Origin of the sequence: Bradyrhizobium sp. AUGA SZCCT0105, from assembly GCF_018129565.1 — a bacterium.
In the GTDB taxonomy this organism is placed as follows: Bacteria; Pseudomonadota; Alphaproteobacteria; order Rhizobiales; family Xanthobacteraceae; genus Bradyrhizobium.
Genome location: NZ_JAFCMK010000005.1, coordinates 538,455 through 565,168 on the forward strand (window position 1 = coordinate 538,455; position 26,714 = coordinate 565,168).

27 protein-coding genes are annotated in these 26,714 nt (G+C 65.1%); 17 read left to right on the forward strand and 10 right to left on the reverse strand.

What is annotated here, in order from left to right; genetic code table 11:
• Positions 1-56: 56 nt before the first annotated feature.
• From JQ573_RS25550 to JQ573_RS25595, 10 genes are all read left to right on the forward strand, one after another.
• Entirely contained in the window at positions 57-887 is an 831-nt protein-coding gene (locus JQ573_RS25550) for a DeoR/GlpR family DNA-binding transcription regulator (protein ID WP_092124510.1), read from the forward strand.
• A 160-nt stretch (positions 888-1,047) separates the two neighbouring features.
• Positions 1,048-1,320, forward strand: coding sequence for a hypothetical protein (locus JQ573_RS25555; protein ID WP_212408750.1), 273 nt, complete (start codon positions 1,048-1,050; stop codon positions 1,318-1,320).
• Positions 1,215-2,759 (forward strand): glycerol-3-phosphate dehydrogenase, encoded by a 1,545-nt coding sequence (gene glpD, locus JQ573_RS25560; RefSeq protein ID WP_092124511.1) that lies wholly within the window; start codon positions 1,215-1,217, stop codon positions 2,757-2,759. The genes JQ573_RS25555 and glpD overlap by 106 nt, the downstream gene beginning before the upstream one ends.
• A complete protein-coding gene (locus JQ573_RS25565) occupies positions 2,756-3,895 on the forward strand; it encodes an ABC transporter ATP-binding protein (RefSeq protein ID WP_212315624.1) in 1,140 nt (379 codons plus the stop codon). The genes glpD and JQ573_RS25565 overlap by 4 nt, the downstream gene beginning before the upstream one ends.
• A 12-nt stretch (positions 3,896-3,907) precedes the next feature.
• The gene (locus JQ573_RS25570; RefSeq protein ID WP_092124513.1) at positions 3,908-4,993 is read left to right on the forward strand and encodes an ABC transporter ATP-binding protein; all 1,086 of its coding nucleotides are present in this window, start codon (positions 3,908-3,910) and stop codon (positions 4,991-4,993) included.
• Positions 4,993-5,895, forward strand: a complete 903-nt coding sequence (locus JQ573_RS25575; RefSeq protein ID WP_212315622.1) for a carbohydrate ABC transporter permease — start codon at positions 4,993-4,995, stop codon at positions 5,893-5,895. The genes JQ573_RS25570 and JQ573_RS25575 overlap by 1 nt, the downstream gene beginning before the upstream one ends.
• On the forward strand, positions 5,895-6,701 hold the full coding sequence (locus tag JQ573_RS25580; protein ID WP_021075985.1) for a carbohydrate ABC transporter permease: 807 nt from the start codon (positions 5,895-5,897) through the stop codon (positions 6,699-6,701). The genes JQ573_RS25575 and JQ573_RS25580 overlap by 1 nt, the downstream gene beginning before the upstream one ends.
• 9 nt (positions 6,702-6,710) lie before the next feature.
• Positions 6,711-7,037, forward strand: coding sequence for a DUF2160 domain-containing protein (locus JQ573_RS25585; protein ID WP_212315621.1), 327 nt, complete (start codon positions 6,711-6,713; stop codon positions 7,035-7,037).
• Between the two features lie 108 nt (positions 7,038-7,145).
• Positions 7,146-8,888 (forward strand): ABC transporter substrate-binding protein, encoded by a 1,743-nt coding sequence (locus JQ573_RS25590; RefSeq protein ID WP_212316430.1) that lies wholly within the window; start codon positions 7,146-7,148, stop codon positions 8,886-8,888.
• A 168-nt stretch (positions 8,889-9,056) separates the two neighbouring features.
• Entirely contained in the window at positions 9,057-9,767 is a 711-nt protein-coding gene (locus tag JQ573_RS25595) for a hypothetical protein (RefSeq protein WP_212315620.1), read from the forward strand.
• Here JQ573_RS25595 and JQ573_RS25600 read toward each other — a convergent pair.
• Together JQ573_RS25600 and JQ573_RS25605 are read right to left on the reverse strand one after the other, a co-directional pair.
• Positions 9,756-10,568 carry a tetratricopeptide repeat protein gene (locus JQ573_RS25600; protein WP_212315619.1) on the reverse strand — a complete coding sequence of 271 codons (813 nt, stop codon included), beginning with the start codon at positions 10,566-10,568 and terminating at the stop codon, positions 9,756-9,758. The genes JQ573_RS25595 and JQ573_RS25600 overlap by 12 nt on opposite strands.
• Before the next feature lie 73 nt (positions 10,569-10,641).
• Complete coding sequence (locus JQ573_RS25605; protein WP_212315618.1) at positions 10,642-11,811, reverse strand: NAD(P)/FAD-dependent oxidoreductase; 1,170 nt, start codon at positions 11,809-11,811, stop codon at positions 10,642-10,644.
• A 73-nt stretch (positions 11,812-11,884) separates the two neighbouring features.
• Between JQ573_RS25605 and JQ573_RS25610 the strand changes: the two genes are divergently transcribed.
• Entirely contained in the window at positions 11,885-12,358 is a 474-nt protein-coding gene (locus JQ573_RS25610) for a MarR family transcriptional regulator (RefSeq protein WP_312011623.1), read from the forward strand.
• Positions 12,359-12,529: 171 nt separating this feature from the next.
• Here JQ573_RS25610 and JQ573_RS25615 read toward each other — a convergent pair whose 3' ends face one another.
• The 4 genes from JQ573_RS25615 to JQ573_RS25630 form a co-directional block, all read right to left on the reverse strand.
• Entirely contained in the window at positions 12,530-13,633 is a 1,104-nt protein-coding gene (locus JQ573_RS25615; protein ID WP_212315617.1) for an alkene reductase, read from the reverse strand.
• A gap of 88 nt (positions 13,634-13,721) precedes the next feature.
• Positions 13,722-14,579, reverse strand: coding sequence for an SDR family NAD(P)-dependent oxidoreductase (locus tag JQ573_RS25620; protein WP_212315616.1), 858 nt, complete (start codon positions 14,577-14,579; stop codon positions 13,722-13,724).
• A 121-nt stretch (positions 14,580-14,700) separates the two neighbouring features.
• Positions 14,701-15,204, reverse strand: a complete 504-nt coding sequence (locus JQ573_RS25625; protein ID WP_212315614.1) for a DUF1993 family protein — start codon at positions 15,202-15,204, stop codon at positions 14,701-14,703.
• A 299-nt stretch (positions 15,205-15,503) separates the two neighbouring features.
• Complete coding sequence (locus tag JQ573_RS25630; RefSeq protein WP_249132267.1) at positions 15,504-16,850, reverse strand: lytic murein transglycosylase; 1,347 nt, start codon at positions 16,848-16,850, stop codon at positions 15,504-15,506.
• Between the two features lie 183 nt (positions 16,851-17,033).
• On the opposite strand from JQ573_RS25630, the gene JQ573_RS25635 reads away from it, so the two are divergent.
• Together JQ573_RS25635 and htpX are read left to right on the forward strand one after the other, a co-directional pair.
• Positions 17,034-18,686, forward strand: coding sequence for an ATP-binding protein (locus JQ573_RS25635; protein ID WP_212315612.1), 1,653 nt, complete (start codon positions 17,034-17,036; stop codon positions 18,684-18,686).
• A gap of 235 nt (positions 18,687-18,921) precedes the next feature.
• Positions 18,922-19,854 carry a zinc metalloprotease HtpX gene (gene htpX, locus JQ573_RS25640; RefSeq protein ID WP_212315610.1) on the forward strand — a complete coding sequence of 311 codons (933 nt, stop codon included), beginning with the start codon at positions 18,922-18,924 and terminating at the stop codon, positions 19,852-19,854.
• A gap of 206 nt (positions 19,855-20,060) precedes the next feature.
• On the opposite strand, the gene JQ573_RS25645 is transcribed toward htpX, so the two are convergent.
• The gene (locus JQ573_RS25645; protein WP_212315608.1) at positions 20,061-21,011 is read right to left on the reverse strand and encodes an aldo/keto reductase; all 951 of its coding nucleotides are present in this window, start codon (positions 21,009-21,011) and stop codon (positions 20,061-20,063) included.
• Positions 21,012-21,252: 241 nt separating this feature from the next.
• Positions 21,253-21,624: a hypothetical protein gene (locus tag JQ573_RS25650; protein ID WP_212315607.1), complete on the reverse strand. Its 372-nt coding sequence runs from the start codon at positions 21,622-21,624 to the stop codon at positions 21,253-21,255.
• 433 nt (positions 21,625-22,057) lie between these two features.
• Here JQ573_RS25650 and JQ573_RS25655 point away from each other — a divergent pair, with 433 nt between their 5' ends.
• Entirely contained in the window at positions 22,058-22,393 is a 336-nt protein-coding gene (locus JQ573_RS25655; RefSeq protein ID WP_092124526.1) for a GYD domain-containing protein, read from the forward strand.
• A 267-nt stretch (positions 22,394-22,660) separates the two neighbouring features.
• On the opposite strand, the gene JQ573_RS25660 is transcribed toward JQ573_RS25655, so the two are convergent.
• Complete coding sequence (locus JQ573_RS25660; protein ID WP_212315606.1) at positions 22,661-23,074, reverse strand: nuclear transport factor 2 family protein; 414 nt, start codon at positions 23,072-23,074, stop codon at positions 22,661-22,663.
• Between the two features lie 429 nt (positions 23,075-23,503).
• Here JQ573_RS25660 and JQ573_RS25665 point away from each other — a divergent pair, with 429 nt between their 5' ends.
• The 3 genes from JQ573_RS25665 to JQ573_RS25675 all read left to right on the forward strand — a co-directional run bounded on the left by JQ573_RS25665 (position 23,504) and on the right by JQ573_RS25675 (position 25,234).
• Positions 23,504-24,139: a serine protease gene (locus JQ573_RS25665; protein WP_212315605.1), complete on the forward strand. Its 636-nt coding sequence runs from the start codon at positions 23,504-23,506 to the stop codon at positions 24,137-24,139.
• A gap of 64 nt (positions 24,140-24,203) precedes the next feature.
• On the forward strand, positions 24,204-24,635 hold the full coding sequence (locus JQ573_RS25670) for a hypothetical protein (protein WP_212315604.1): 432 nt from the start codon (positions 24,204-24,206) through the stop codon (positions 24,633-24,635).
• A gap of 332 nt (positions 24,636-24,967) precedes the next feature.
• Positions 24,968-25,234: an iron oxidase gene (locus tag JQ573_RS25675; protein ID WP_212315603.1), complete on the forward strand. Its 267-nt coding sequence runs from the start codon at positions 24,968-24,970 to the stop codon at positions 25,232-25,234.
• A gap of 2 nt (positions 25,235-25,236) precedes the next feature.
• On the opposite strand, the gene JQ573_RS25680 is transcribed toward JQ573_RS25675, so the two are convergent.
• Positions 25,237-26,679, reverse strand: a complete 1,443-nt coding sequence (locus JQ573_RS25680) for a short-chain fatty acyl-CoA regulator family protein (protein WP_212315602.1) — start codon at positions 26,677-26,679, stop codon at positions 25,237-25,239.
• Positions 26,680-26,714: the final 35 nt, after the last annotated feature.

Sequence of the window (26,714 nt, forward strand, 5' to 3'; positions counted from 1 at the left end):
GACCTCGGTGCCGAACGGTCGCACGATGGGTCATTCGCCGTTTCAAGGGGGCCGCCGTGGCCGGACTCTCCCATCGCCAGACTGAAATCCTCAACATTGCACGCGCATTCGGCCGGGTCATGGTCGAGGACCTTGCCAAGCGGTTCGAGGTGTCGGCGCAGACCATCCGCAAGGACCTCAACGATCTCTGCGACGAGCGGTCGCTGACCCGCATCCATGGCGGCGCCATCATCGCCTCGGGTGTCGAGAACCTCGCCTATGAGGCGCGCCGATTCGTCGCCGCCGAGGAGAAGAAGGCGATCGGCGCCGCTGCGGCCGCGCGGATTCCGAACGGCTGCTCGCTGTTCATCAACATCGGCACCACGACGGAAGAGGTCGCCAGTGCGCTGACCTCGCATGAGGACCTGCTTGTCATCACCAACAACCTCAACGTCGCGATGCTGCTGTACCGCCATCCGCGCATCGAGGTGGTGGTGGCCGGCGGCACGGTGCGCCGCGCCGACGGTGCGGTGGTCGGCTCGACCGCGACGCAGCTGATCGGCCAGTTCAAGGTGGACTACGCGATCATCGGCGCGTCTGCGATCGACGAGGAGGGCGCGCTGCTCGACTTCGACTATCGCGAGGTGCAGGTGGCGCAGGCGATCATCGCCAACGCGCGCAACGTGATGCTGGTGTCGGATGCGACAAAACTCCGCCGCAGCGCGCCGGTGCGTATCGCCCATATGAGCCAGATCCAGACCTTCGTCACCGATTCGCCCTTGCCCGCGGGCCTCGCCAACATCTGCCACAGCCGCGGCATCGAGGTTGTCGTCGCGATGGACAAGCCGCAGGCCGATATCGACGACAACGGCGCCGACGCCGCACCCGCGACGCTGCGCAGCGCGTAATTCCGAACTCTCTGATCAAAGCGTTCATCATCGGACCCGTCACCCTGAGGTGCGAGCGGAGCGAGCCTCGAAGGGTGCGCGGCCCGGCCGGTGGCCGTCGACCCTTCGAGGCTCGCTCCGCTCGCACCTCAGGGTGACGGGTTCAACAGGAGAGTTCGGCGTGATGGCGATAAATCCGGAACCCGCTGCCCCCGCCACGATCATTCCGCCCAAAAAATCCCCAGCAAGAGTTCCCTATTTTCACTTTGCTTTCGTTTTCGGTTGTGATCTACTGCAATCCGAAAGTAAAACCGTCAAAGCGAAAACGGTTGCCGGGGGAAGCGTTCTTTGGACCGAATTTACGACCTCGCCATCATTGGAGGCGGCGTTAATGGCTGCGGCATCGCGCGCGATGCGGCGGGCCGGGGCAATTCTGTTTTCCTCTGTGAAATGAATGATTTGGCCAGCGGAACGTCGTCCTGGTCGACCAAGCTCGTGCATGGCGGCCTGCGCTATCTCGAGTATTACGAGTTTCGTCTGGTGCGCGAGGCGCTGATCGAGCGCGAGATCCTCTGGCAGATCGCGCCGCATATCATTCGCCCGCTGCGTTTCGTTTTGCCGCACCACGCCGGCCTGCGCCCGGCCTGGCTGCTGCGGCTCGGTCTTTTCCTCTACGACCACATCGGCGGCCGGCACCTGCTGCCGGCGACGCGCTCGGTCGACCTGACACGCGACGTGGTCGGCAAGCCGCTGATCCCCGGGCGCTACACCAAGGGCTTTGAATATTCCGATTGCTTCGTCGACGACGCGCGGCTGGTGGCGCTGACCGCGCGCGATGCCGCCGATCGCGGCGCCGAGATTCGCACCCGCACCCGCGCGGTCGAGATCAGGCAGATCGACGGCGTCTGGCATGTCACGGTCGAGGACGGCGCCACCGGCGCCCGCGACACCATCAAGGCGCGCGTGCTGGTCAACGCCGGCGGTCCCTGGGTCGAGCAGGTGCTCGCCACCGGTGTCGGCGTCAACGCGCGTGCCAAGGTGCGGCTGGTGCAGGGCTCGCATATCGTCGTGCCGAAACTCTACGACCACGACCGCGCCTACATCTTCCAGAATGCCGACGGCCGCATCATCTTCGTCATTCCCTACCAGAACGATTTCTCGCTGATCGGCACCACCGATCGCGACTATGACGGCGATCCGGCCGAGGTGAAGGCGACGCGTGAGGAGATCGAGTATCTCTGCGCCTCCGCCAGCGAATACCTTGCCAAGCCGGTGAAGCCCGAGGACGTGGTCTGGAATTACTCCGGCGTGCGTCCGCTCTATGACGACGGTGCGAGCGAAGCCAAGGCCGCGACTCGCGACTACGTGTTCGAGCTCGATACGCCCGGCGGTGCGCCGCTGCTGTCGATCTATGGCGGCAAGATCACCACCTATCGCCGCCTCTCCGAAGAGGCGCTGGAGCGGCTGTCGCCCTATCTCCGCGGCGCGAAAGCGCAGGAGGGCTGGACCGGCAAGGCGCCGCTGCCCGGCGGCGACATGGACGTCTCCGCGGTCGCGGCGCTGAGCGCCGAGCTGGTTCGCAACTATCCGTTCCTCGCGCAGTCCCACGCCAACCGTCTCGCCCACGCCTATGGCACGCGCGCCAGCAAGGTCTTGGGCAATGCAGCAACGGCTGATGATCTCGGCCGCTCCTTCGGCGCCACCTTGACGGAGAGTGAAGTCCGGTACCTGATGGCGAACGAATGGGCGCGGACCGCGGACGATGTCGTCTGGCGACGATCCAAGCTGGGCTTGCGGATGACGGCGGGTGAAATCGCCGCGCTCGACGAGTGGATGGTCGCCAACCGCGTGTCAGGTGAACGTCCCCTCCGCGAAGCGGGAGGACGGGCATGAGCGTTACACTGCAGAACGTCACGCGAACCGTGGATGGCATCCAGACCATCCGCGATGTTTCGCTGACGCTGGAGCGTGGCACGCTCAGCGTGCTGCTCGGGCCGACGCTGTCGGGCAAGACCTCGATCATGCGGCTGCTCGCCGGTCTTGACAAGCCGACCACCGGTCGCGTGCTGGTCGACGGCAAGGACGTCACCGGCGCCGACGTGCGGCAGCGCTCGGTCGCGATGGTCTATCAGCAGTTCATCAACTATCCCTCGCTGACGGTCTACGAGAACATCGCCTCGCCGCTGCGGGTGCAGGGCAAGCCGAAGGCCGAGATCGAGCAGCGGGTGGCGGAGGCGGCAAGCCTGTTGCGGCTCGAGCCCTATCTGAAGCGCACGCCGTTGCAGCTTTCCGGCGGCCAGCAGCAGCGCACCGCGATTGCGCGCGCGCTGGTCAAGGGCGCCGACCTCGTGCTGCTCGACGAGCCGCTCGCCAACCTCGACTACAAGCTGCGCGAGGAGCTGCGCGCCGAGCTGCCGCGGATCTTCGAGGCCTCGGGTGCGATCTTCGTCTATGCCACCACCGAACCGTCGGAGGCGCTGCTGCTCGGCGGCGACACGGTGTGCATGTGGGAAGGCCAGGCGCTGCAGACCGGCGCGACGCCGAAGGTCTACCGCCATCCCGACACGCTGCGGGTCGCGCAGGTGTTCTCCGATCCGCCGCTCAACATCATCGGCATCGAGAAGAAGGGTGACCGGGTGATCTATGCCGGCGGCGAGCAGGCGCCCGCGGCCGGGCTGTACGCCAACCTGCCTGACGGCAGGTACAAGATCGGCTTCCGTGCGCACCAACTCGAGGTCGGGAGCGTCGTGCCCGGCCGCCACAAATTCTCCGCCACCGTCACGGTGACCGAGATCACGGGGTCGGAGAGTTTCGTGCACGTTCATGTCCATGATTCGAACTGGGTCGCGGTGCTGCACGGCGTGCATGAATATGAACCCGGGCAGGTGCTCGAGGCCGCGCTCGATCCCGAGAATATCTTCGTGTTTGACGCCGCTGACCGCCTGGTCGCGTCGCCCGCGACCGCGTTTGCTAGCGAATTGTATGGCAGTTCGCTTGCGGCACGCGCGTCAGCCAGCAAGAGCAATTGAGGGAGATGCCCGATGGCTCGCATTGACCTCGTCGATCTCGCGCAATCCTACAGCGGCAATGACGCGCCGCTGGAATCCTTTGCGCTGAAACCGGTGACGATGACCTGGCGGCAGGGCGGCGCCTATGCGCTGCTCGGGCCCTCCGGCTGCGGCAAGACCACGCTGCTGAACCTGATTTCCGGCATCGTGACGCCGTCGCGCGGCAAGATCCTGTTCGACGGCCAGGACATCACGCCACTGTCGACGCAGAAGCGCAACATCGCGCAGGTATTCCAGTTCCCTGTCATCTACGACACCATGACGGTCGGGCAGAACCTGGCCTTCCCGCTGAAGAACCGTGGCGTCGCGAAGGCCGAGGTCGATGCGCGGGTCAGGCAGATCGCCGATTTGCTCGACCTCACACCGTATCTTAACCGCAAGGCGACGCGGCTCACCGCCGACGCCAAGCAGAAGATTTCGCTCGGCCGCGGCCTGGTGCGCTCCGACGTCGCCGCCGTGCTGTTCGACGAGCCGCTGACCGTGATTGATCCCGAGCTGAAATGGCAGCTGCGCTCGAAACTAAAGGCGCTGCATCGCGAACTCGACCTCACGATGATCTACGTCACCCACGACCAGACCGAGGCGCTGACCTTTGCCGATACCGTCGTCGTCATGCATGACGGCCGCGTGGTGCAGAGCGGCACGCCGGCCGAACTGTTCGACAAGCCGGCGCATACCTTCGTCGGCTACTTCATCGGCTCGCCCGGCATGAACATCGTGCCCGCCGAGGTCTCAGGCCACGAGGCGCGGATCGACGGCCATGTCATCGGCCTGCATCGAAACTATGGTGTCCTGCCTGCCGGCAAGAAGATCGAGATCGGCGTGCGGCCTGAATTTGTCGATGTCGCGGCACCCGCGTCGGGGCTGCTGTCGGCCACCATCGAGCGGATCGACGATCTCGGCCGCATCCAGTTCGCCCGCGTCCGGATCGGCAACACCAAACTCGCGGCGCGCGTGCCACCGGGCTTCTCGATCTCCGGCGATACCGCCGGCCTGATCTTCAATCCCGCCAACGTCCACGTCTATGCCGACAGCCATTTGGTCGAAGGGGTCGCCTGATGGACAAGACCATCAACCAAAAAGCCTGGTTCCTGGTGCTGCCGGTGTTCCTGGTGGTGGCGTTCTCGGCGGTGCTGCCGCTGATGACGGTGGTGAACTATTCGATGCAGGACACCTTCGGCAACAACCAGTTCTTCTGGAACGGTGTCGGCTGGTTCAAGGAGCTGCTCGATCCCTCGACCGATCTCGGCGGCCGCTTCCTGGCCTCGCTCGGCCGCAACCTGTTCTTCTCGGCCGTGATCCTTGCGATCGAGGTGCCGCTCGGCATCATCGTCGCGCTGTCGATGCCGCGCGAAGGCTGGAGCGTCGCCGCCTGCCTCGTCATCCTCGCACTGCCGCTCTTGATTCCGTGGAACGTGGTCGGCACCATCTGGCAGATCTTCGGCCGGCCCGATATCGGCCTGCTCGGCTATGTGCTGAACCACCTCGGCTTCAACTACAACTACGTCTCCAATGAGGTCGACGCCTGGGTCACGGTCATCGTGATGGACGTCTGGCATTGGACCAGCCTGGTCGCGCTGCTCTGCTACGCCGGCCTGAAGTCGATCCCCGACGCCTACTACCAGGCGGCGCAGATCGACGGCGCCTCGCGCTGGGCGGTGTTCAAGGCGATCCAGCTGCCGAAGATGAACCGCGTGCTGCTGATCGCGGTACTGCTGCGCTTCATGGACTCGTTCATGATCTACACCGAGCCGTTCGTGGTCACCGGCGGCGGTCCCGGCAACTCGACGACCTTCGTCTCGATCGAGCTCGTCAAGATCGCGCTCGGCCAGTTCGACCTCGGCAAGGCCGCGGCGCTGTCGCTGGTCTACAATTTGATCATCCTGATCGTGTGCTGGGTGTTCTACACCGTGATGACCAATGCCGGCTCCGAGCGCCCGGTCAAGCAAGGAGCGGCGTGATGCATTCGATCCCCGGCCGCCGCCTGATCATGGCGCTGTTCCTGATCTTCCTGCTGTTGCCGATCTACTGGCTCGTCAACATGAGCTTCAAGACCAACGCCGAGATCGTCTCGACGATGACGCTGTGGCCGCATACGCCAACGCTGCAGCATTACCGGCGCATCTTCACCGACGAGAGCTGGTATTCGGGCTACATCAATTCGCTGGAGTATGTCGTCATCAATACCGTGATCTCGATCGCGGTGGCGTTGCCGGCGGCCTATGCGTTTTCGCGCTACCGCTTCCTCGGCGACAAGCATTTGTTCTTCTGGCTGCTGTCCAACCGCATGGCGCCGGCGGCGGTCTACGCGCTGCCGTTCTTCAACCTGTATTCGGCGATCGGCCTGTTCGATACGCCGTGGGCGGTTGCGCTCGCGCACTGCATCTTCAACGTGCCGCTGGCGGTGTGGATCCTCGAAGGCTTCGTTTCCGGCGTGCCGCGCGAGATCGACGAAACCGCCTTCCTCGACGGCTATTCGTTCCCGCGCTTCTTCATCAAGATCCTGGTGCCGCTGATCGCGAGCGGCATCGGCGTCGCCGCCTTCTTCTGCTTCATGTTCTCCTGGGTCGAGCTGCTGCTGGCGCGCACGCTGACCTCGGTGCAGGCCAAGCCGATCGCAGCGATCATGACGCGCACGGTCTCGGCTGCCGGCATGGACTGGGGCCTGCTTGCTGCGGCCGGCGTGCTCACCATCATCCCCGGCGCACTCGTGATCTGGTTCGTCCGCAATTACATCGCGCGCGGCTTCGCGCTCGGCCGGGTCTAGGAGGCGCTCATGGACAGCATCGCATGGATGGCATGGACCTTGCCCACCGCGGTCTTCTTCGTGCTGCTTGCCTCTACGCTCGGGATGATGACCTGGCTCGCAATCGCCTATCCGGAAGCCGAGCGGGTCGGCGTGCTGCGCATTCCGACCACGCGCGGCGACCGTCTGTTCGTCTCGCTGGTGCTGGCGGCGGTAATCCACCTGCTGTGGGTCGGCCTCGTCGGCACCGATCCGATTTTCACCCTGCCGATCGGGGAGGGCGTCGAGATTTCGAGCCTGTGGCTCGGAACGGTAATTTCGCTTCTTTCAGCCGTGGTGATTTTTCGCACCGTCTGAAGAACGCGAAAAAGAGCAGATCCGGGGTCTACCCGGGCCTGATTTAGTCGCTGCAACCGGAGGAATCTAATGCGACATTTACGAATGACTAAAGATAAGCTTTTGACGATGACCAGCGCGGTCGCGCTCGTCGCAGCATCGGTCACTCTTGTCGCGCCGGCCCGCGCCGACGAGGCGGCCGCCAAGAAGTGGATCGACAGCGAATTCCAGCCGTCGACCCTCTCCAAGGACGACCAGATGAAGGAGATGCAGTGGTTCATCAAGGCCGCTGCCCCCTTCAAGGGCATGGAGATCAACGTCGTCTCCGAGACCCTGACGGTGCACGAATATGAATCCCGCACGCTCGCCAAGGCGTTCGAGGAGATCACCGGCATCAAGGTCAAGCACGACATCATCCAGGAAGGTGACGTCGTCGAGAAGATCCAGACCCAGATGCAGTCCGGCAAGAACGTCTATGACGGCTGGATCAACGACTCCGACTTCATCGGCACCCACTTCCGTTACGGCCAGGCCGTCGACCTGACCGATTGGATGAAGGGCGAAGCCAAGGACGTCACCGATCCGATGCTCGACATCGACGACTTCATCGGCAAGTCGTTCACGACGGCACCGAACGGCCACCTCTATCAGCTGCCCGACCAGCAGTTCGCGAACCTCTATTGGTTCCGCTACGACTGGTTCACCAACCCGGAATACAAGGCCAAGTTCAAGGCCAAGTACGGCTACGATCTCGGCGTGCCCGTGAACTGGTCGGCCTATGAGGATATCGCCGAGTTCTTCACCAACGACGTCAAGGAGATCAACGGCGTCAAGGTCTACGGCCATATGGACTATGGCAAGAAGGACCCCTCGCTCGGCTGGCGTTTCACCGACGCCTGGCTGTCGATGGCCGGCAACGGCGACAAGGGCCTCCCGAACGGCCTGCCGGTCGACGAATGGGGCATCCGCATGGAAGGCTGCCGTCCGGTCGGCTCGTCAGTCGAGCGTGGCGGCGACGTCAACGGCCCGGCGTCGGTCTACTCGATCGTCAAGTATCTCGACTGGATGAAGAAGTATGCTCCGCCGCAGGCGCAGGGCATGACCTTCTCCGAGTCGGGCCCGGTGCCGTCGCAGGGTAACATCGCCCAGCAGATCTTCTGGTACACCGCCTTCACCGCCGACATGGTGAAGCCGGGGATCGCCGTGATGAACGCGGACGGTACGCCGAAGTGGCGTATGGCTCCGTCGCCGCACGGCTCGTACTGGAAGGACGGCATGAAGCTCGGCTACCAGGACGTGGGTTCGGCCACGCTGCTGAAGTCGACCCCGGTTGATCGCCGCAAGGCGGCCTGGCTCTATCTGCAGTTCATCGTCTCCAAGACGACGAGCCTGAAGAAGAGCCAAGTCGGTCTCACCTTCATCCGTGAATCCGACATCTGGGACAAGTCGTTCACCGAGCGCGCGCCGAAGCTCGGCGGTCTGATCGAGTTCTACCGTTCGCCCGCGCGCGTGCAGTGGACCCCGACCGGCAACAACGTGCCTGACTATCCGAAGCTCGCTCAGCTCTGGTGGCAGAACATCGGCGATGCGTCGTCCGGTGCGAAGACGCCGCAAGCTGCGATGGACGCGCTCGCCGCGGCCCAGGATTCGGTGATGGAGCGTCTTGAGAAGTCCGGTGTGCAGGGTGCCTGCGGACCGAAGCTGAACAAGAAGGAAACTGCCGAGTACTGGTACAAGAAGGCCGAGAAGGACGGCACCATCGCTCCGCAGCGCAAGCTCGCGAACGAGAAGCCGAAGGGCGAAACGATCGACTACGACACGCTGATCAAGTCGTGGCCGGCGAGCCCGCCGAAGCGCGCCGAAGCGAAGTAAGAAGGCTTGACCGCCCACGCCATCCGCAAACTGCAAAAGGCCGGGAGCAATCCCGGCCTTTTTTGCTGGATCTGTGGCTGTGGAGACCGGTTCAGGATTGTGCTCAAATGACGCGATGAGGTCATATGCGTCTCCTTGTCATCGCATCATGACCTCCGGAGTTTCGTCATGCGCATGACTTTTCGCTGCGACCCGCGGCTCGCCGATCATCTGCCGCGACCGTTCCCGGCCCGCACTGCGTTGCCCGATTGGCTGCGCGCGATGCCGGCGAAGGCGCATTCCGACATCCACGACCGCGAGATCCGCACGGTCAAGCAATGCCCGCCCTTCGTCGATGCGATGGCCCACGGGGTCATGATCCCGCTGCCCTGCGATGTCAGGGTCGAGCGTGGTGCCCTCGCCTGGGACTGGGACATTCCGGAGCCCGCAACGCAGGGTCATCCGCGTGCACCGCTCAGCTTCCATCCGGTCGCGCAGTTCGCCGGCGCGCCGTTCGCCAACGGGCAGGCTGCGCTGAAATTCAACAGCTTCTGGACCATCGAGCTCGAGCCGGGCTGGTCGCTGTTCGCGACGCATCCGGTCAATCGCGACGACTTGCCGTTCCGGGTGATCTCGGGGCTGGTCGACGCCGACCGGTTTCACGACGGCGGCATCAATTTCCCGGCGGTCTGGACCCAGCCTGATTTTGCCGGCGTGTTGCCGAAGGGAATGCCGGTCGTGCAATGCTTCGCGGTGCCGCGCGCCGCCCCCGAACTGGTGTTCGAGGCCTTCGACGACGCGCACCGGGAAGCCTATTCCAAGGTCGTCGGCGAGGTGTTGGCCGCACCCAACGTCTATCGCAAGCATTTCCGCGCCAAGCGCGGCCGGCTAGTGACCTAAGGCTGCACGCAGCGCGCGCTCATCGAGCCACAGCCGACCGTGTGGGGCCGAGGTCAGCGCCATGGCGATCGATCCGAACAGATGCGGACGCAAGGCATAGGCGCGCGCGAAGGCCTGCATCGCGGCGTCGGGCTCTCCGCTCTCCTGCAGCGTGATCCCCAGATTGAGCGCCGCTTCGGCGTAATCCGGCTTGATCTCGAGCGCCTTGCGATAGGCGCGTGCGGCGCCGTCATGATCGCGCAAATCCTGCTTTGCGACGCCGAGATCGAACCACACCGAGGCCGGCGCCGTGCTTGCAACAGCGCGCTCGAGCAAGCTCACCGCAGCGGCGAGGTCGCCAGCCTCCCAGGCCAGCCGGCCAAGTCTTGCGTTGGCTTCCTGATGCTCCGGGATGGCCTTGAGGATCGCCTCCCAGGCCTCGCGGGCCTGTGCCTTGCGGCCGGCCAGTTCCAGCGTGCGTGCCTTCTCGACGAAGGCTTCGCGTTGCGGCTTGAGCGCGACGGCGCGGTCGAGATGCGTCAGTGCGGCGTCGAATTCGCCGCCGCTGCGGGCGAGGCGCGCCGCGAGCAGCCGCGCCGCCGCATTGTCCGGGCGCCGCGCCAAGCTGGTCTCGACATGCCTGCGGGCCGGTGCGATCTCGCCTTTGGCGAACAGCACCGCGGCGAGCAGATGGCTCAGCATCGGCTCGCCGGGCTGGCGCGCAAGGCCGCGCTCGCAGAGCTCGATCGCTTCGCCATGCCGGCCGCCATTGAAGGCGACGGTGGCGCGTCGAACGATATCCTCGGCGTTGTCCTTGCTCATTCCCGCATGCGACCGTGTTCAGGCTTGCTCGATCCGCTTCATGTTATGCGGCGCCGGAGATCATGACCAGCGCTTACCGCGCCGCGGAGTCGCCGGCTGCCGCGCGCATCTGCACGTACGCCTGGTGGTGCGCCAGCGTCAGTTCCTGGCTGATATGTGACAGCTCGGTCGCGGCGGCTTCGGCGGCCTCGCCGGCGGGCTTGGCGACGCGCACGAACATCCCGGTCTCGTAAGCACTAACGGCCTCGCGCCAATCCTTTGATCCCACCAGATGCGCCGCCAGCTCCACCGCATCCAGCATCGCGGCGTTGACGCCTTCACCACCGAACGGCGACATCAGGTGCGCGGCGTCGCCGAGCAGGGTGATGCCTGGGCGGTTGGTCCAATGATGCCCGACGGGCAGCGCGTGGATCGGCCGGAGCGCGAATTGATCATTGCTGGCGCGGAGCAGGTCGAGCAGGGCATCGGCCCAGCCTGCGAATTCGCCGAGCAGCGCGTGACGCATCGCGGCAGGCGAGGTGACGTCGAACCGCCGCTCGGCCCATTCGACGGGTACGCGGAAAATCGCATAGCCGCGCAGATGGGCGTTGCCGTTGCGCAGGACCATCAGGCTGCGGCCGGCGCTCTCCGCGCCCATCTTGCCGCGGCCGACCAGCTCCGACAGGGCAGGGCGCCTCGTGTCGACATCGTCGATGCCGAACTCGATGAAGGTCAGCCCGCTGTATTGCGGCTGATAGCGCGACACCAGCGGCCGCACCCGGGACCAGGCGCCGTCGGCGCCGATCACGAGATCGAACGGCCCTTCGCGCGCATCGTCGAACAGGAGATCGTAACGGCCGTCATTGCGTGGCGCGACCTCGCGCAGGCAGCGCGCCCAGGCGACGGCATCCGTCGGCAAGGATTGCAGCAGCAGGTCGCGCAGTGCCGTGCGGTCGACCTCCGGACGGTCGCCGGTCATGTCGTCGTCCGCGAGCAGCAGCCGGCCATCGCTCGTGTAGAGCCGGCTGCCCTGGTCCTCGTAACGTGCGATGCGCAGGAAGCTGTCGGTAAGCCCGGCGCGCGCCAGCGCCAGCTGACCGCTCTCGGCGTGCAGGTCGAGCGTTCCACCCTGCGGCCGCTCGGTTGCCGAGCTCTCGCGTTCGAACAGGCTGGTCTTGATGCCGGCAACATGCAGCAGGCGGGCGAGCGTCAGACCGCCGGGGCCGGCGCCCACAATGGCAATTCGAATGGGATCTGAACTCATGGACACCACGCTCACAACAGGATACATAGGGGCCTATCTAATATAAATAGGGGCCTATGTAAATGGTGGGATCGTGACCGATTGGGACCTGTTCGATCGTCCGGCGCCGCTGGTCAACATGGCCTCGCGCAGCTTCCTCAGGCTCGGTGAGCGGCGGGTGAAACCGCACGGTTTCAGCATCGGCCAGTTGCCGGTGATCTATCTGTTGCGCGACGGCAAGGCGATGTCACAGCGCGATCTCGCCCGCGCCGCCAAGGTCGAGCAGCCGTCGATGGCGCAGATCCTGGCGCGGATGGAGCGCGACGGCCTGGTGCAGCGCACGCCGATGCCGGGTGACGGCCGCAGCCAGTTGGTGTCCCTGACCAAGGCGGCCAGGGCGAAACTGCCGGCCGCGCGCAAGGCCTTGCACCGCGATCAGGACCAGGCGCTGGCCGGCTTCAGCGCGGCCGAAGCCGCAACCCTGCTTGACCTGCTGCGGCGGCTCAATCGAAACCTCGACCGCATGGTCGCGGAAGAGGTGGAGAGCGGCGAGGCTGCCGAGGCGTAGGAATGCCCGAGAGCGCGGAGGCATAACGAACAAAGGCCGGGAGCGATCCCGGCCTTGTTGCCTTCCGTCATTGCGAGGAGCAATAGCGACGAAGCAATCCATGCTTCCACGTATGCGGTTCTATGGATTGCTTCGCTCCGCTCGCAATGACGATGCTGAGAAAGCGAGGCCTTACTCCGCCGCTTCGGTCGCCTTCAGCGTCGGATAATCCGTGTAGCCCTTGGCGCCCCCGCCGTAGAAGGTCGCCTTGTCCCAGTCGTTGAGCGGGGCGCCGGCCTTGAGCCGCTCGACCAGATCGGGGTTGGAGATGAACGGCTTGCCGAACGCGATCAGGTCGGCCGCACCTGCCTCCAGCACCTTCTCCGCCAGCGCGAAGTCGTAGCCGTTGTTGGCGACATAGGCCTGCTTGAAGCGCTTGCGCAGCGAAGCGTAGTCGAACGGCGCGATGTCGCGCGGGCCGCCGGTCGCGCCCTCGATGACGTGGATATAGGTCAGCTTCAGCGCATTGAGCTGGTCGACGATGTAGTCGAACAGCGGTTGCGGATTGCTGTCGGAGACGTCGTTGGCCGGCGTCACGGGCGAGATGCGGATGCCGGTACGGTCGGCGCCGGCCTCCTTGGCGACGACCTTGGAGACCTCCAGCATCAGCTGGGCGCGTTTCTCGATCGAACCGCCATAGGCGTCGGTGCGCTTGTTGGTGCCGTCCTTCGCGAACTGGTCGAGCAAATAGCCGTTGGCGCCATGGATTTCGACGCCGTCGAAACCGGCCGCCAGCGCATTCGCGGTGCCGCGCTTGAAATCCTCGATGATCCCGGGGATTTCCGACAGTTCGAGCGCGCGCGGCTCGGACACGTCGGCGAAGGTGCCGTTCACGAAGGTCTTGCCCTTGGCGCGGATCGCGCTCGGCGCCACCGGCGCGCCGCCATTCGGCTGCAGCGAGGTGTGCGAGATGCGGCCGACATGCCAGAGCTGGATGAAGATGTGGCCGCCGCGCTCATGCACGCGATCGGTAACCTTGCGCCAGGCCGCGACCTGTTCCTTCGAATAGATGCCGGGCGTGTCCTGATAGCCCTGGCCCTGCTGCGAGACCTGGCTCGCCTCGGTGATCAGAAGGCCGGCGGAAGCGCGCTGGCCGTAATAGTCCACCGCGAGCGGGCTTGGCACCATGCCGGGCGGCACCGCGCGGTTGCGCGTCAGCGGCGCCATCACGAAGCGGTTCGGCAGCGTCAGCGGGCCAAGCTTGTAGGGCTCGAGAAGTTTGGTCGGTTGGCTCATGTGAAACGGTTCCAGACAATGACGGATGAGGAGAGATTTGTGCATTGCCGCGACGAGCGCAATGGCCGGGATATGCCCAGTTTGCAGGCTAGCCGCGCACAATTCCGCCCATGTGGCCGGCATCGAGGAACAAAGTGTGCGCGTTCACATAGGAGGATTCATTCGAAATCAGGAACAGCGCAGTATAGGCGACCTCCCAGCCGGTGCCCTGGCGGCCGAAAGGTACTGTCACGGCGCGGTCCGATCGCCTGCGGCTGGCATCTCGGCCCATCGGCGTGTCCATGAAGCCGGGCGCGATCACATTGCAGCGAATGCCGTTGTCCTCGCCGGCCCGCGCGATCGCGCGTCCCAGCGCGATCTGCGCCGCCTTGGAGGATTCATAGGCCGGGTTGCGGCCGCCGGCGCGCTGGCTCGCCATCGAGGAGATCAGGATGATCGCGCCGCCCGGCGCCATCACCTCGAGTGCCTTCTGCGCGAACAGCATGTGGCTGCGCACATTGACGGCGTAGTCGCGGTCCCAGGCTTCCGCCGTCATCTTCGGCAGCGACAGGCCGGAGGAAATGCCGACATTGAGCGCCAGCCCGTCGAGCCCGCCGAGCTTTTGCGCGCAGCGTTCGACCGCGGGCGCGATCGCCGCGACGTCGGAGACATCGACCACGTCGGTGAAGGCCTTGCCGCCTTCGCCTGTGATCTGCGCGACGGTATCGTCGGCGGCGTCCTTGTTGACGTCGAGGCACGCGACCGAGGCGCCCTCACGCGCGAACAGCACGCTCATGGCGCGGCCGTTGCCGATCGGCGGCGCTTCATCCACGGTGGTGCGCTGGCCCGCACCGACCACGATGATGCGCCGTCCGGCGAGGCGGCCGTGGTTCTTCGCCAGCCCCAGCGATTCCGCATGCAGCGAGGCGGACGGATTGACGGCTTTCGGTGCGTGGGTGGTCGGCATGGCGTGCTCCCTGACGTCTTGTTGTTGTCAGGGAGCAGTAGCACGGCCGGGCGTGCGAGGCGACGTGTCGCGCCGAAGCCTTGGCGAGAGGTGAGAAAATCCCGCCGCGGGGAATATCGCGTCAGCTGACGCCGAGGAAGTCGCGCTTGCCGATCTCGACACCGTTGTGGCGGAGGATGCCGTGCGCGGTGACGGCGTGGAAGTAGAAGTTCGGGAACGAGAAGGCGCTGAGGAATTGCTGGCCCTTCAGGGTCATGGTGCGCTCGGCGCCGATCGGGAAGGTGACGTCCTTGGCGTCGGCGCCGTCGAACTGCTCCGGCTTGAACGACTTCACATAGTCGATCGTCTTCGCCAGCCGCTGCTTCAGTTCGCCGAAGCTCTTCTCGGTGTCGGGCGTCGACGGCACCTCGCTATGGGTCAGCCGCGCACAGCCGCGTGCGGCGTGATCGCAGACCAGCTGCACCTGCTTGGTCAGCGGCAGCATGTCCGCATAGAGCCGCGATCCCAGCAGCACCTCGGGCGCGATCTTCTTAGCTTCGCAATGCGCCTCGGCCTTGGTCAGCTCGCCGGTGAGGCTGTTGAGGATCTGCAAGTACGCGGGGACGACGGCGTCATGAAAGGACATGGGGTGCTCTTTGTTCTGATGAAATCCGGATCTGCCGAACGGCGATGCTGCACATGGGGCCGCGAAGGGAAGAATACAACTGCGGACGTCTGTAACACTTGGTCAATTATTTCGCGGCGCATTCGCGCCCCGTCATCCTGAGGAGCGCGAAGCGCGTCTCGAAGGATGCACGGCCCGGTTGGTGGCCGTCGACCCTTCGAGGCTCGCTCCGCTCGCACCTCCAGCGACAAAGGCGAAGCCTTTGCGCGGGGGTGACGGTCCAAGAGCAATGCGGCCTGTTTAGACACCCCGATGCTGTCCTACCGCGTCGGCGGCATCGCGGCGTCCGCGGCCGGCTGCGTGCGGCCACCGCCGCGCATCCGGGCCAAGAGCTCCGCGGTCGGCCAGGAATCCGCCGGCAGGCCGTACTTCATCTGCATCGCCTTCACCGCGCTGCGGCTCGCCTGGCCGAGCACGCCGTCGATCTTGCCGACGTCGTAGCCGGCGCGCGCCAGCAGCGATTGCAGCTCCTTGATCTCGCCAAACGGCAGTTGCGCCACCGGCGCGTGCGGCCGCTGCATTGGCGGTGCGCCCGCGATGCGGCCGGCGAGATAGCCGGCGGTGGTCGAGTAGATCAACGAGTTATTCCACTCGGTATAGGCGGCGAAGTTTGGATAAGCGAGAAACGCCGGACCCATCCGGCCCATCGGCAGCAGCAGCGAGGCCGGCATCTCGTCATTGGCGAGCGCCTTGCCGTCGGTCAAGGTGACGCCGAGCGCAACCCATTTCGAGCGCGGCAGCTTGACGGTGAGGTCGGCCTGGTCCCAAGGAAAATTCGCGGCCTGCGGCACGCGCACCTCCTGCAGCCACGGCTCGCCGCGCCGCCACTTCAATCCGTTGGCGATGTAGTTCGCGGTCGAGCCGATCACGTCGGGGCCGCTGGCGAGCAGATTGCGATGGCCGTCGCCGTCATAGTCGACGGCATAGTTGAAATAGTGCGTCGGCAGGAATTGCGTCTGGCCGAGCTCGCCGGCCCATGAGCCGATCATTTCGTCGGGCGTCAGGTCGCCGCGCTCGATGATCTTCAGCGCCGCGATGGTCTCGCCCTGGAACATCTCCGAGCGGCGGCAATCATAGGCCAGCGACACCAGCGATTTCAGCGTCGGCAGATTGCCCATCTGGACGCCGAAGTCGCTCTCCAGTCCCCAGAACGCGGCGATCACCGCCGGCGGCACGCCATACTCCTTCTCGGCGCGCGCGAACGCGGCCGCGTAGGTCCGGATGTATTGCTGGCCCTGCTGCATCCGGTAGTTCGCAGCCATGCGGCCGGCGAACTGGGTGAAGATCTGCCCGAACACGCGCTGGCCGCGGTCGCGGTTGACGATGCCCTGGTCGTAAACCAGGTAGGGCGTGGCCTCCGCAATCGTCCGCTGCGAGACGCCGGCGGCGACCGCCTTCTGCTTCAGCTCGGCGAGGAAGCGATCGAAGCTCTGCCCGTTGTGGCAGGACGCGGCCCTTGGCGCGACCACCGTGGCCGGACGCGGCCTGACCGGGGCGGAGCCTGCGGGATTGGGCAGCGGCTGCTGCGCCTGACCCAGCGAGGAGAGCGCCAGCGCCCCCGCGATCGCTGCGAACATGATCGGGGCGCGGAGGGGAGAAGCTGGCATCGATGTCACCGGCTGGGAAAGGGGGATCAAGGTCCATCCTGCATACACCAGGGCGACACCGGGCAACAACGGGGATGCCCTGTTAGACCAATTGAGCTTCGGCAGAGTGAAGAGCCGCCGCTATGATCGGCGGCTGATTCGCGGGCGGGGGTGTCGGCGGATCGATCACGCCCGGAGGGACCCATGTGGAGTTTTCTCGAGCGTCTGTTGGATTCGTCAACGTTTTCGCCACACGGTATCTGCCTGTTGTGGGAGCCGGAGCTGATCTGGCTGCACGTGATTTCAGACGCGATCATTGCCGCTTCGTATTTCTCGATTCCGTTTGCGCTGGCGATCCTCGTCTCCAAGCGGCGCGACTTCCAGTTCGGCTGGATGGCCTGGCCGTTCGCCGCGTTCATCCTCGCCTGCGGCCTCACCCATGTGTTCTCGATCTACACGCTGTGGGTGCCGATCTACGGCCTCGAAGGAATAGTCAAGGCGCTCACCGCTGTCGCCTCGATCTTCACCGCGGTGCTGCTCTGGCCGCTGATCCCGAAAATCCTGGCGATCCCGACCGAGGCGCAGCTGCGCGAGGCGCATGTCGCGCTCGCCGAGGAGGGCCGGCAGCGCCAGCGCTCGGAAGTCCTGCTCGAGCGTTTCCGCGAGGCCGAGGTCAACGAGAGCAGGATCCGCCAGGCGCAGAAGATGGAAGCGGTCGGCCAGCTCACCGGCGGCATCGCGCACGACTTCAACAACATCCTTACCGTCATCACCGGCACCATCGACATCCTGGCCGAGGCGGTCGCCCACAACCGCCAACTCACCGAGATCACCAGTCTGATCCGCGACGCTGCCGAGCGCGGTGCATCGCTGACGCGGCATCTGCTCGCCTTCGCGCGCAAGCAGCCGCTGCAGCCGAGCGATGTCGACGTCAATGCGCTGATGGTCGACACCATCGAGCTGCTCCGGCCGACCATCGGCGACCATGTCGATATCGATTTTCGCCCCGCACCCGATCTGCCGCGCGCGCTGGTCGATTCCAACCAGCTGGTCACCGCGATCATCAATCTCGCGCTGAACGCGCGCGATGCGATGCCGAAGGGCGGCCGGCTGCGGATCGAGACCCGCACTGCCGAACTGAAGCCATCAGACGTGCACGGCCATGACGGACTTGCCGCCGGCGACTATGTCGCGATCGCGCTGATCGACAACGGCCAGGGCATCGCGGAAGCCGATCTCGCCAAAGTGTTCGAGCCGTTCTTCACCACCAAGGACGTCGGCAAGGGCACCGGCCTAGGGCTTTCCATGGTCTACGGCTTTGTCAAGCAGTCCAACGGCCACATCGCGCTCGACAGCGAGGTCGGTCGCGGTACAAGGGTGATGCTCTATCTGCCGCGCGCGGCGGTGCTCTCGCCGGCCGTGCTACCCGAGCGGCGGCAGCCGGAGGTGCGCGGCGCGCAGGAGATCGTGCTCGTCGTCGAGGATGACAGACTGGTGCGCTCCTACGTGCTGACCCAGATCGAGAGCCTCGGCTACACCACGCTGTCGGCAAATAATGGCGGCGAAGCGCTTGCCGTGCTCGACAGCGGCGCGCCGGTCGATCTGTTGTTCACGGATGTCATCATGCCCGGTGCGATGAACGGACGCGACCTGGCCACCGAGGTCGAGCGGCGGCGCCCCGGCTTGCGCGTGTTGTTCACCTCGGGCTACACCGATGACGCCATCGACCAGGACGGCAAGCTCGAGCAGGGCATTCTGTTCCTGGCCAAGCCCTATGGCCGCGCCCAGCTCGCCCGCATGCTGCGGGTCGCGCTGCGCGCGGAGGAGGCGGTGATCGCGCGGGAGCCGGCGGAGTAATTCGCAACTTCGTAGCCCGGATGGAGCGAAGCGCAATCCGGGGCAGTTTCTCCGCGGTGAGATAGTCCCGGATTTCGCTTCGCTCCATCCGGGCTACCGATCGCGTCACATGACCAATCGTTAACCCGCGCCGCGTCGCTGCGACGCACACCTTCCCCTTGCGGCTTCCGCGGCAAAATCCCTACCTCAGCGGCGTCAGTTGTGGCAGCATTCCGCTCGCCGTGAGGGAACCACGATGAATTATTTCCGCACCGCGCTCCTGCTTGCCGGCCTCACCGCCCTGTTCATGGGCGTCGGCTATCTGATCGGCGGCGGCACCGGCGCCGTGATCGCGCTGATCGTCGCGGCTGCGACAAACCTGTTCACCTACTGGAATTCCGACCGCATGGTGCTGTCGATGTACGGCGCCCGTCAGGTCGATGCGCGTTCGGCGCCGGACCTCTACAATCTCGTCGCCGAGCTCGCGCAGCGCGCGAGCCTGCCGATGCCCCGCGTGTTCGTGATGGACGAGGCGCAGCCGAACGCATTCGCGACCGGCCGCAATCCGGAGAACGCCGCGGTTGCCGTCACCACTGGCTTGATGCAGCAGCTCAGCCGCGAGGAACTCGCCGGCGTGATCGCGCATGAGCTTGCGCATATCAAGCACCACGACACGCTGACTATGACGATCACCGCGACGATCGCCGGCGCGATCTCGATGCTGGCGCAGTTCAGCATGTTCTTCGGCGGCAACCGCAACAACAACGGCCCCGGCATCGTCGGCTCGATCGCGATGATGATCCTGGCGCCGCTCGGCGCCATGCTTGTGCAGATGGCGATCAGCCGCACCCGTGAATACGCCGCCGACAATTTCGGCGCACGCATCGTCGGCCAGCCGATGTGGCTGGCATCCGCGCTCGCGAAGATCGAGAACGCAGCGCACCAGTTGCCGAACATGGAAGCCGAGCGCAATCCGGCCACCGCGCACATGTTCATCGTCAACCCGCTGTCGGGCCACGGTGTCGACAATCTGTTCGCCACCCACCCCTCGACCGCGAACCGCATCGCCGCGCTGCAGCAACTCGCCGCCGAACTCGGCACCCAGACCGCGCCACGCCCGGCCGGCGCCAGCTATCCGCCGCGCAGCCCCTGGGGCGGTGCCTCAGGCCAGCGCGGGCCGTGGGGCTAGGGCGTGATGAGATTAGGCTGAATTGTACCCGCAAAGTCGGTGTGCTCCCTCGCCCCGTTCTTACGGGGAGAGGGTTGGGGTGAGGGGCTGTCTCCGCATATTCGGTGATGGCTATATTTGCCGAGACTCCCCCTCACCCGGAACGCATCTGACGATGCGTTCCGACCTCTCCCCGCACGCGGGGCGAGGTGAAGTGAATCGCCCCGCTACGCGCTCGCGGCGTCCAGCCGCTCGACCTGCCCCTTGCTCAGCTCGAGCCTCGCCGCCGCGACAAGCGTTGCGACCTGCTCGGGCTTGGTTGCGCTCGCTATCGGTGCGGTGATGCCGGGCTTCGCCATCAGCCAGGCGAGCGCGACCGCGGCCGGCTCTGTGCGGGTCTCCGCGGCGACCTCGTCGAGGCCGGCGAGGATCCGCATGCCGCGCGGGTTCATGTATTTTGGAATGCTGCGCGCGCCCCGTGGGCTCTTGGCGAAGTCGCTCTCCGAGCGATACTTGCCGGTCAGGAATCCGGCGGCGAGGGAGAAGAACGTGATCACGCCGACGTCGTTCTCCTCGCAGACGCGTTGCAGCGCGCCTTCGTAGCTCGACCGCTCCGCCAGGCTGTATTCGGGCTGCATGCTCTCGTAGCGCGGCAGCCCGTTCGCCCTGGAAATATCCAGCGCGCTCTTGAGCCGCTCCGCCGAGAAATTCGAGGCACCGATCGCCCTGATCTTGCCGGCCTTGATCAATTTGTCATAGGCTGCGAGCGTCTCTTCCTGCGGTGTGGTCTCATCGTCCTTATGAGACTGGTAGAGGTCGATGTGGTCGGTCTGCAGCCGCCGCAGCGAGTCCTCGACGGCGCGCGCGATGTAGTCCGGCTTCAGGCCGACATTGCCGTCTCCCATGTCCATGCCGACCTTGGTGGCGAGGATGATGCGGTTGCGATTGCCGCGCGCCTTCATCCATTCGCCGATGATCGTCTCGGACTCGCCGCCGTGATGACCCGGCACCCAGCGCGAATAGACGTCGGCCGTATCGAGGAACGTCAGTCCATGCTCCAGCACGGTGTCGAGCAGCCGGAAAGATGCAGCCTCGTCCACCGTCCAGCCGAACACATTGCAGCCGAAGCAGAGGGGAGGGACGGTGATGCCGGAGCGGCCGAGCGCGCGATGCTTCATGCGTGTTCTTTCTCTTGTTCTTGACGGGAGGTGCAGGACACTGAGGCAGATCGGCCTTGTTTGCAAGGCGCGGTGTCCGAATTGCGCTGCTTCCGCGTGGGTTACGACCGCAGTCACGAACGCAACGCCGCCGGCCGGCGTGGTGAGCAGCGTTGCGTGTGATTTCGTCCCGGGATCCGTCGGCATTGCCCTATCGGAATGCCGACGGATGATCGCGGAGATTTCGCCGCCGGCGGCTCGGCTACTTGCGCTCGACGAAGATCGCCTTGCACTCGTCGCCGCTGATGTTCTCGGCGGTATGGGAAACCACGATTGGCCCGGCAAACGCCGTGCCTGCCTTGCTGGGGGTGTCTCGCGTGGTGCCGTCGGTATTGTGCAGGCGAATGGTGCAGTCGGTCAGCGGATAGACCACGAACGGCACCGGATGCGAATGCGGCTTGTCTGTCGTCCCCTTCTTCCAGGTCGCGGCGATGATGCGGAAATTCTGATCCTCGAAGATGACCTTGTAGGTGTCGGGATCGCTTTGATAGCTCGGCGGAGAATCCGCAGCCGCCGTCGCAGAGACCGCCGCAAGCAATCCGACAATTGAAAAGCCAAATGCACGGAAATTCATATCTGAAAACTCCCTGTTCAATCAGTCTACGCGCTCGGCAATGAGCGCGGGTGACATCTACCACAGGACGTCTATCGCCACGAGGTTCGTTCCGTCCTGCGCCTCGGGACGTTGTGCTGCGTGCGATGGGCTGCCCGCTCCGAGACGACCGCCCGTGCTCGCTCGCGCATCAGGTCAGGCGGGCTGCCCTTCAAGGCCGGTCGATGACAGGGCGAACTTTCCGGAGCCACGAAACGCAATTTCATTTGCCTGTCATTTGATGTAGATTGCGCGGCGAGCTGCCACCGGTCACGCCGAGTTCCGGAGAATAAGCGGCAGCGCAACTGGCCATCGGCAGGCCGCTTTTTCCTCATTTCAGTACGAAATCTTCTTCTGCCCGGGCGACGCTCGGGTGAATGCCTTTTTCCATTCCTAGCCAAGTGGAGGGATTGCCATGCATTTCTGCCTCTCAGGGGAATACACGCCGCGTTCCATCAACAGCATCATGGAGAACCCGACAACCAATCGGCTTGAGGCGGCCAAGAAGTTGATTGAGACGGCCGGCGGCAAATTGATTTCGATGTACAGCATGGCGGCCGATGGCCCCGGCGTGATGGTGATCTTCGACGTGCCGGATCCGACCGTCGCACCCGCCATCACCGGCGTGGTCGTGGCGTCCGGCGCCATCCAGAATGTGAAACTGGTCCGGCTGTTCACGCAGGACGAGATCAAGGTGGTGCGTCAGCACGCGAGCAAGCTCAAGGCTGCCTACTCGCCTCCAGGAAGTTAGCAGGCACGGACGACGAAACGCGGCGCAGATCGATCTGATGACCGCTGTCCCTCTCGCGCGGCGGCGCTTCGCAGCGTCCCGCGCGGAGACGAGGACCGTTGCGTGCCGCAGATCCGGGGCGCGTTCAACGGGTGGGCAGTCGCTCAGGCGGATGTCGCGCGCGCATGCTGGCTCGCATAGCCCCGGCCGGTTGTGCCGTCGCATGACGTCCGCCGCCTCGTTCAGCGTGTCTTCGGCGCGGCGATCGCGGCAACACGCCACCGCCGCTCACAAGGGCGGAGAGTCCAAATACACGTAAAGCGCCGCGATCTTGCCGTCCCGTGCGATGATGAAATCCACGCCGGTATAGACCGGTGTTTCGCCTTTCGGCCCGGAGCCCCATGCCAGGCGCCCGGAATTGTGCAGCGCCTGCGGCGCGCCGTGCGGCGTATAGACAAAGTGCGGATGCGTCGCGCGGAGATCGCCGGCGAACTTGTCGAGTGCGTCGCGGCCTACGAGAACGCCCGGCGGCGCGTAGAGCACGCAGTCCGCGGTGTAGAGCTCTTCAATTGCGGCCCTTCGGCGCACCGGATCGCCTTCGCCGAAAACCTCCGGAAGGTTTCGGGTGAGCAGCGTCTCGATCACGCGGACGTCAGCTCCCGCGGAAGGGGCGACGCTGGTTTTGCTGGCATGCTCATTCATCTGAGACCTCCATGTGATGCCTGAAATCATGTGGTCGCAGCCGCCGTTGCGAAACGGCAATGATGGAAAGTCATCGTTTCACATTTTGATGCATCGACGTGACGGCGTTGCGGGCGAAAGCGCTTTGGCGCGCCTCATCGTACGTCGAGCCCTCTTCAGCCACCCTTCAGTGCGGTGTATGTGCAAACGTTGCTGCCAAGCGATTTGCGGCGGCGTTGAAGGGCAGGCGCTTGGGGTCTACGGGGTTGGGGTCTGAAGGTGCATCACTTGGTTTCGATGTTGGACGCGGCGTCGACGGCGCGCACGGGATTGCCTGTCCACAATGTCCGGTTGGCCTGCGGCCTGGTGATCGGTTGCGCCCTCATTGGCTTCGCTCCGCAGCGCGCGGCGGCGCAGGTGCCATTCTCCCCGTTTCAACCAGTGCGACAGATGGAGGCTGCGAAACCGCTGGCGCGTGACGTCACTGGTCCGCCGGCCGCCAGCCAGCGGCTCGACGGCACTGCGTTCTTTGTCGACGATCTCGGCCACATGCTGACCGCGCGTCATGCGGTCGCGGATTGCGCCCGCATTGTCGTCAGCAAGGAGGGCCGGGCCGTCGCGGCGCGCGTAGTGGCGCTTGCCGCGAGCGACATTGCATTGATCAAGGTGCCACGCACGCTGGGTCTCGCAGCGGTATTTCCGCGCGCCGACACGCCCGTTGCCAACGACATGGTGTTTGCCGAGGCCTATGACCGCCTGAAGCCGATGCTCGCGCATGGCGGATCGCTCGGCAATGCGTTCGTCGATACCATCCTGCGCGATCCTGAGCACCTCGTGCTGCGCTCGAATGTCACCTTCGGCACCAGCGGAGCGCCCGTACTGGATTCCCGCGGCCTCGTCGAAGGCGTGGTGAGCCGCAGGACCACGGTCGACCGCGTGCTGGCGGTCGATGCCGTGCACGCCAAATCCTTCCTTGCCGCGCACGGCGTGCGCTTCCAAGAAGACGACCGACCGCAGATGAGTGGCACCGCGTCACGCGCGCATCGCGCCGCCAGCATCTCGGCACACGTCACATGCCTGCAATAATGAGCGACTAGTTGCTGCGTTGTCCTGTCAGCCGGCTGTCCGCGGTCAACCCTTGTCCAGAACCATGCTCATCTTGCGGGGCACGCTCGTGCTCTCGTTCGGCCTCTTGATCCTGTCCCCAGCGCCGGGCCACGCTCAAGACGCCAACTTTCGCAATCCGGAACAGGCGCCGCCGTCATGGGCGCAGTTCGCCAAGCTGGTCAAGTACCGGTTCGAGGAATGGATTGCGGCCGACGAGACGGTTGCCAATCGCTTCCGCAACTGGGTCATCGAGCATTCCGGCAAGGAGAACGGGCCGCCGCCGACGCTCGTGGTGCGCGCCTGGCTCAACCCGGACGGCACCGTCGAGCGCGTCTCGTTTCCGGCCTTCAATGACGCCGGCGCGACCGAGGACCTGCGGACCATCCTGAAGCGCGGCAATGTCGGTGAGGCACCGCCGCCGGAGATGTTGCAGCCGCTCAACCTGCGCTTCTCGCTCAATCTGCGGAAGCCCTGAGCGGGTTCGGTCGCGCGTTCGCACTCCTGGCGTCACTCCCCGGTGCGCAATTGCGCACCTGAGGGCTTGCGAAGCGCGAGCCTCGAAGGATGAACGGCCCGGCTGGTGGCCGTCGACCCTTCGAGACGCGCTCCTCCAGCGACAACGGCGAAGCCGTTGCGCGGAGTGACGGAGCTAATAGCGGCGCGCGTTGGGTGAGAATTTCAACGTCGTCCCTGCGAAAGCAGGGACCCATAACCACAAATGATCATTGTTGTGCTGGAACGACGAGTCCCGTTTACAATGCCTGCCACGGAGTATGGGTCCCGGCTTTCGCCGGGACGACGCATGGGGTGAACACCATGGCCAAACAACAGTTCGGACGTTCGCGGCGCGCGTTCGTCGTCGCCGCCATCGCAGGAATTCCCGCGGCCCTTCTGCCGCGAACGGCAGCGGCCTCCGACAAAATGACACAACCGCAAGCCGAATATCGGGACACGCCGAACGGCATCTATTCGTGCGGGCTGTGCACGCTGTTCGTCGCGCCCGACGGCTGCAAGGTGGTGGAGGGCGCCATCAGCAAGGGCGGCTGGTGCAAGGCCTTTGCCGCGGTGGATTGATCTCACAGCTCCCGTGCATTCGAGAATGCGAACGACGACACCCGTCGCGTGGTCTCGTCCAGGATCAGGCTGCGCGTGATCGGCGGCTCGGCACGCTGGCTGCAGTTCTCGCGCTCGCAGAGCCGGCAGTTGACGCCGATCGGCGTGCCCTCGACCTTCTCCAGATCCATGCCGGTCGCATAGACGAGCTTTGCCGCATGACGGATTTCGCAGCCGAGCCCGATCGCAAAGCGCGGCTGCGGCTGCGGATAGGGCGCCACCGGCCGCCGCACCGTCTGCGCGATCGAGAAGTAGCGCGTGCCGTCCGGCAGCTCGATCACCTGGCTCAGCAGCCGGTCGGGCATGTCGAAGGTCGAATGTACGTTCCAGAGCGGGCAGGTGCCGCCGAATTTGGAGAACGGGAAGGTGCCCGAGGAAAACCGCTTCGACACGTTGCCGGCGTTGTCGACGCGCAACAGGAAGAACGGCACGCCGCGCGCGTTCGGCCGCTGCAGCGTGGTGAGGCGGTGGCAGACCTGCTCGAAGCCGGCATTGAAGCGCTGTGCCAGCACGTGGACGTCGTAGCTCAGGGCCTCGGCCGCGGAATGGAATGCCTGGTAGGGCATCATCGCGGCCGCCGCGAAATAATTGGCGAGCGTGATGCGGTACAGCCTGCGCGCGGTGTCGTCGAGCGGGCCGGCGCGGCTCACGATCGCGTCGATCGCGGCGCCGCATTCGACAAAGCCGATCTGCAGCGCGAGCTGGAAGCTGCGGCCGGCACTGTCGACCAGTTCGGAGATCAGCAACTGCCGGCGATGGCGGTCGAAACGGCGCAGCGTCTCGCGCATCACGTCGACCGGCATGACGCGGGTGACGATCGAATGTTTTTCGCGCAGCCGCGTGGCGAGTGCCGTGAACAGGCCTTCGGTGGGCACGTTGAGCTCGTCGCGCAGATTTTCCGCCGCGGTCTCGAGCTCCGGAAAATAGTTGCGGTTGGCCTCGATCAGGTCGCGCACCCGCTCGATCGGGTTGGCGTCGAACTGCGAGCCTTCGCGATCGGCCATCTGCGCCGCCACCAGCGTCTCGCCGCGGCGCGCCTCGGTATAGGCGGCGTAGAGCCGTTGCAGCGCATGCGTCACGCCGGGGCACAGCTCGGCGAGATCACGCAGTTCCTGCTTCGGCAGGTCGATCTGGCGGAACAGGGGATCGGAGAAGATCTCGTTGAGTTCCGCGAAGAAGCGGTCCTCGTCGGCGGTGGCGAGGTCGCGCAAATCGAGGTCGTAGGTCTCGGCCAGCCGCAGCAGGATCTGCGCGGTCACCGGGCGCTGGTTGCGCTCGATCAGGTTGATGTAGGAGGGCGAGATGCCGAGCCCCTCGGCGATCTGGGTCTGCGACAGCCCCAATTGCTGCCGGATCCGCCGAAAGCGCGGACCGACGAACAGCTTCTTTCCGGACTCGCCCGGCATGACAGCCTTCCTGACCCATTTTGTTACAAAATTTA

Bases quoted from the DNA above. Each gene is read 5' to 3' on its own strand.
- JQ573_RS25565 (WP_212315624.1), top strand. From the start codon at position 2,756: ATGAGCGTTACACTGCAGAACGTCACGCGAACCGTGGATGGCATCCAG.
- JQ573_RS25570 (WP_092124513.1), top strand. From the start codon at position 3,908: ATGGCTCGCATTGACCTCGTCGATCTCGCGCAATCCTACAGCGGCAAT.
- JQ573_RS25575 (WP_212315622.1), top strand. From the start codon at position 4,993: ATGGACAAGACCATCAACCAAAAAGCCTGGTTCCTGGTGCTGCCGGTG.
- JQ573_RS25580 (WP_021075985.1), top strand. From the start codon at position 5,895: ATGCATTCGATCCCCGGCCGCCGCCTGATCATGGCGCTGTTCCTGATC.
- JQ573_RS25585 (WP_212315621.1), top strand. From the start codon at position 6,711: ATGGACAGCATCGCATGGATGGCATGGACCTTGCCCACCGCGGTCTTC.
- JQ573_RS25590 (WP_212316430.1), top strand. From the start codon at position 7,146: ATGACCAGCGCGGTCGCGCTCGTCGCAGCATCGGTCACTCTTGTCGCG.
- JQ573_RS25595 (WP_212315620.1), top strand. From the start codon at position 9,057: ATGCGCATGACTTTTCGCTGCGACCCGCGGCTCGCCGATCATCTGCCG.
- JQ573_RS25600 (WP_212315619.1), bottom strand. From the start codon at position 10,568: ATGAGCAAGGACAACGCCGAGGATATCGTTCGACGCGCCACCGTCGCC.
- JQ573_RS25605 (WP_212315618.1), bottom strand. From the start codon at position 11,811: ATGAGTTCAGATCCCATTCGAATTGCCATTGTGGGCGCCGGCCCCGGC.
- JQ573_RS25615 (WP_212315617.1), bottom strand. From the start codon at position 13,633: ATGAGCCAACCGACCAAACTTCTCGAGCCCTACAAGCTTGGCCCGCTG.
- JQ573_RS25620 (WP_212315616.1), bottom strand. From the start codon at position 14,579: ATGCCGACCACCCACGCACCGAAAGCCGTCAATCCGTCCGCCTCGCTG.
- JQ573_RS25625 (WP_212315614.1), bottom strand. From the start codon at position 15,204: ATGTCCTTTCATGACGCCGTCGTCCCCGCGTACTTGCAGATCCTCAAC.
- JQ573_RS25630 (WP_249132267.1), bottom strand. From the start codon at position 16,850: ATGCCAGCTTCTCCCCTCCGCGCCCCGATCATGTTCGCAGCGATCGCG.
- JQ573_RS25635 (WP_212315612.1), top strand. From the start codon at position 17,034: ATGTGGAGTTTTCTCGAGCGTCTGTTGGATTCGTCAACGTTTTCGCCA.
- htpX (WP_212315610.1), top strand. From the start codon at position 18,922: ATGAATTATTTCCGCACCGCGCTCCTGCTTGCCGGCCTCACCGCCCTG.
- JQ573_RS25645 (WP_212315608.1), bottom strand. From the start codon at position 21,011: ATGAAGCATCGCGCGCTCGGCCGCTCCGGCATCACCGTCCCTCCCCTC.
- JQ573_RS25650 (WP_212315607.1), bottom strand. From the start codon at position 21,624: ATGAATTTCCGTGCATTTGGCTTTTCAATTGTCGGATTGCTTGCGGCG.
- JQ573_RS25655 (WP_092124526.1), top strand. From the start codon at position 22,058: ATGCATTTCTGCCTCTCAGGGGAATACACGCCGCGTTCCATCAACAGC.
- JQ573_RS25660 (WP_212315606.1), bottom strand. From the start codon at position 23,074: ATGAATGAGCATGCCAGCAAAACCAGCGTCGCCCCTTCCGCGGGAGCT.
- JQ573_RS25665 (WP_212315605.1), top strand. From the start codon at position 23,504: ATGGAGGCTGCGAAACCGCTGGCGCGTGACGTCACTGGTCCGCCGGCC.
- JQ573_RS25670 (WP_212315604.1), top strand. From the start codon at position 24,204: ATGCTCATCTTGCGGGGCACGCTCGTGCTCTCGTTCGGCCTCTTGATC.
- JQ573_RS25680 (WP_212315602.1), bottom strand. From the start codon at position 26,679: ATGCCGGGCGAGTCCGGAAAGAAGCTGTTCGTCGGTCCGCGCTTTCGG.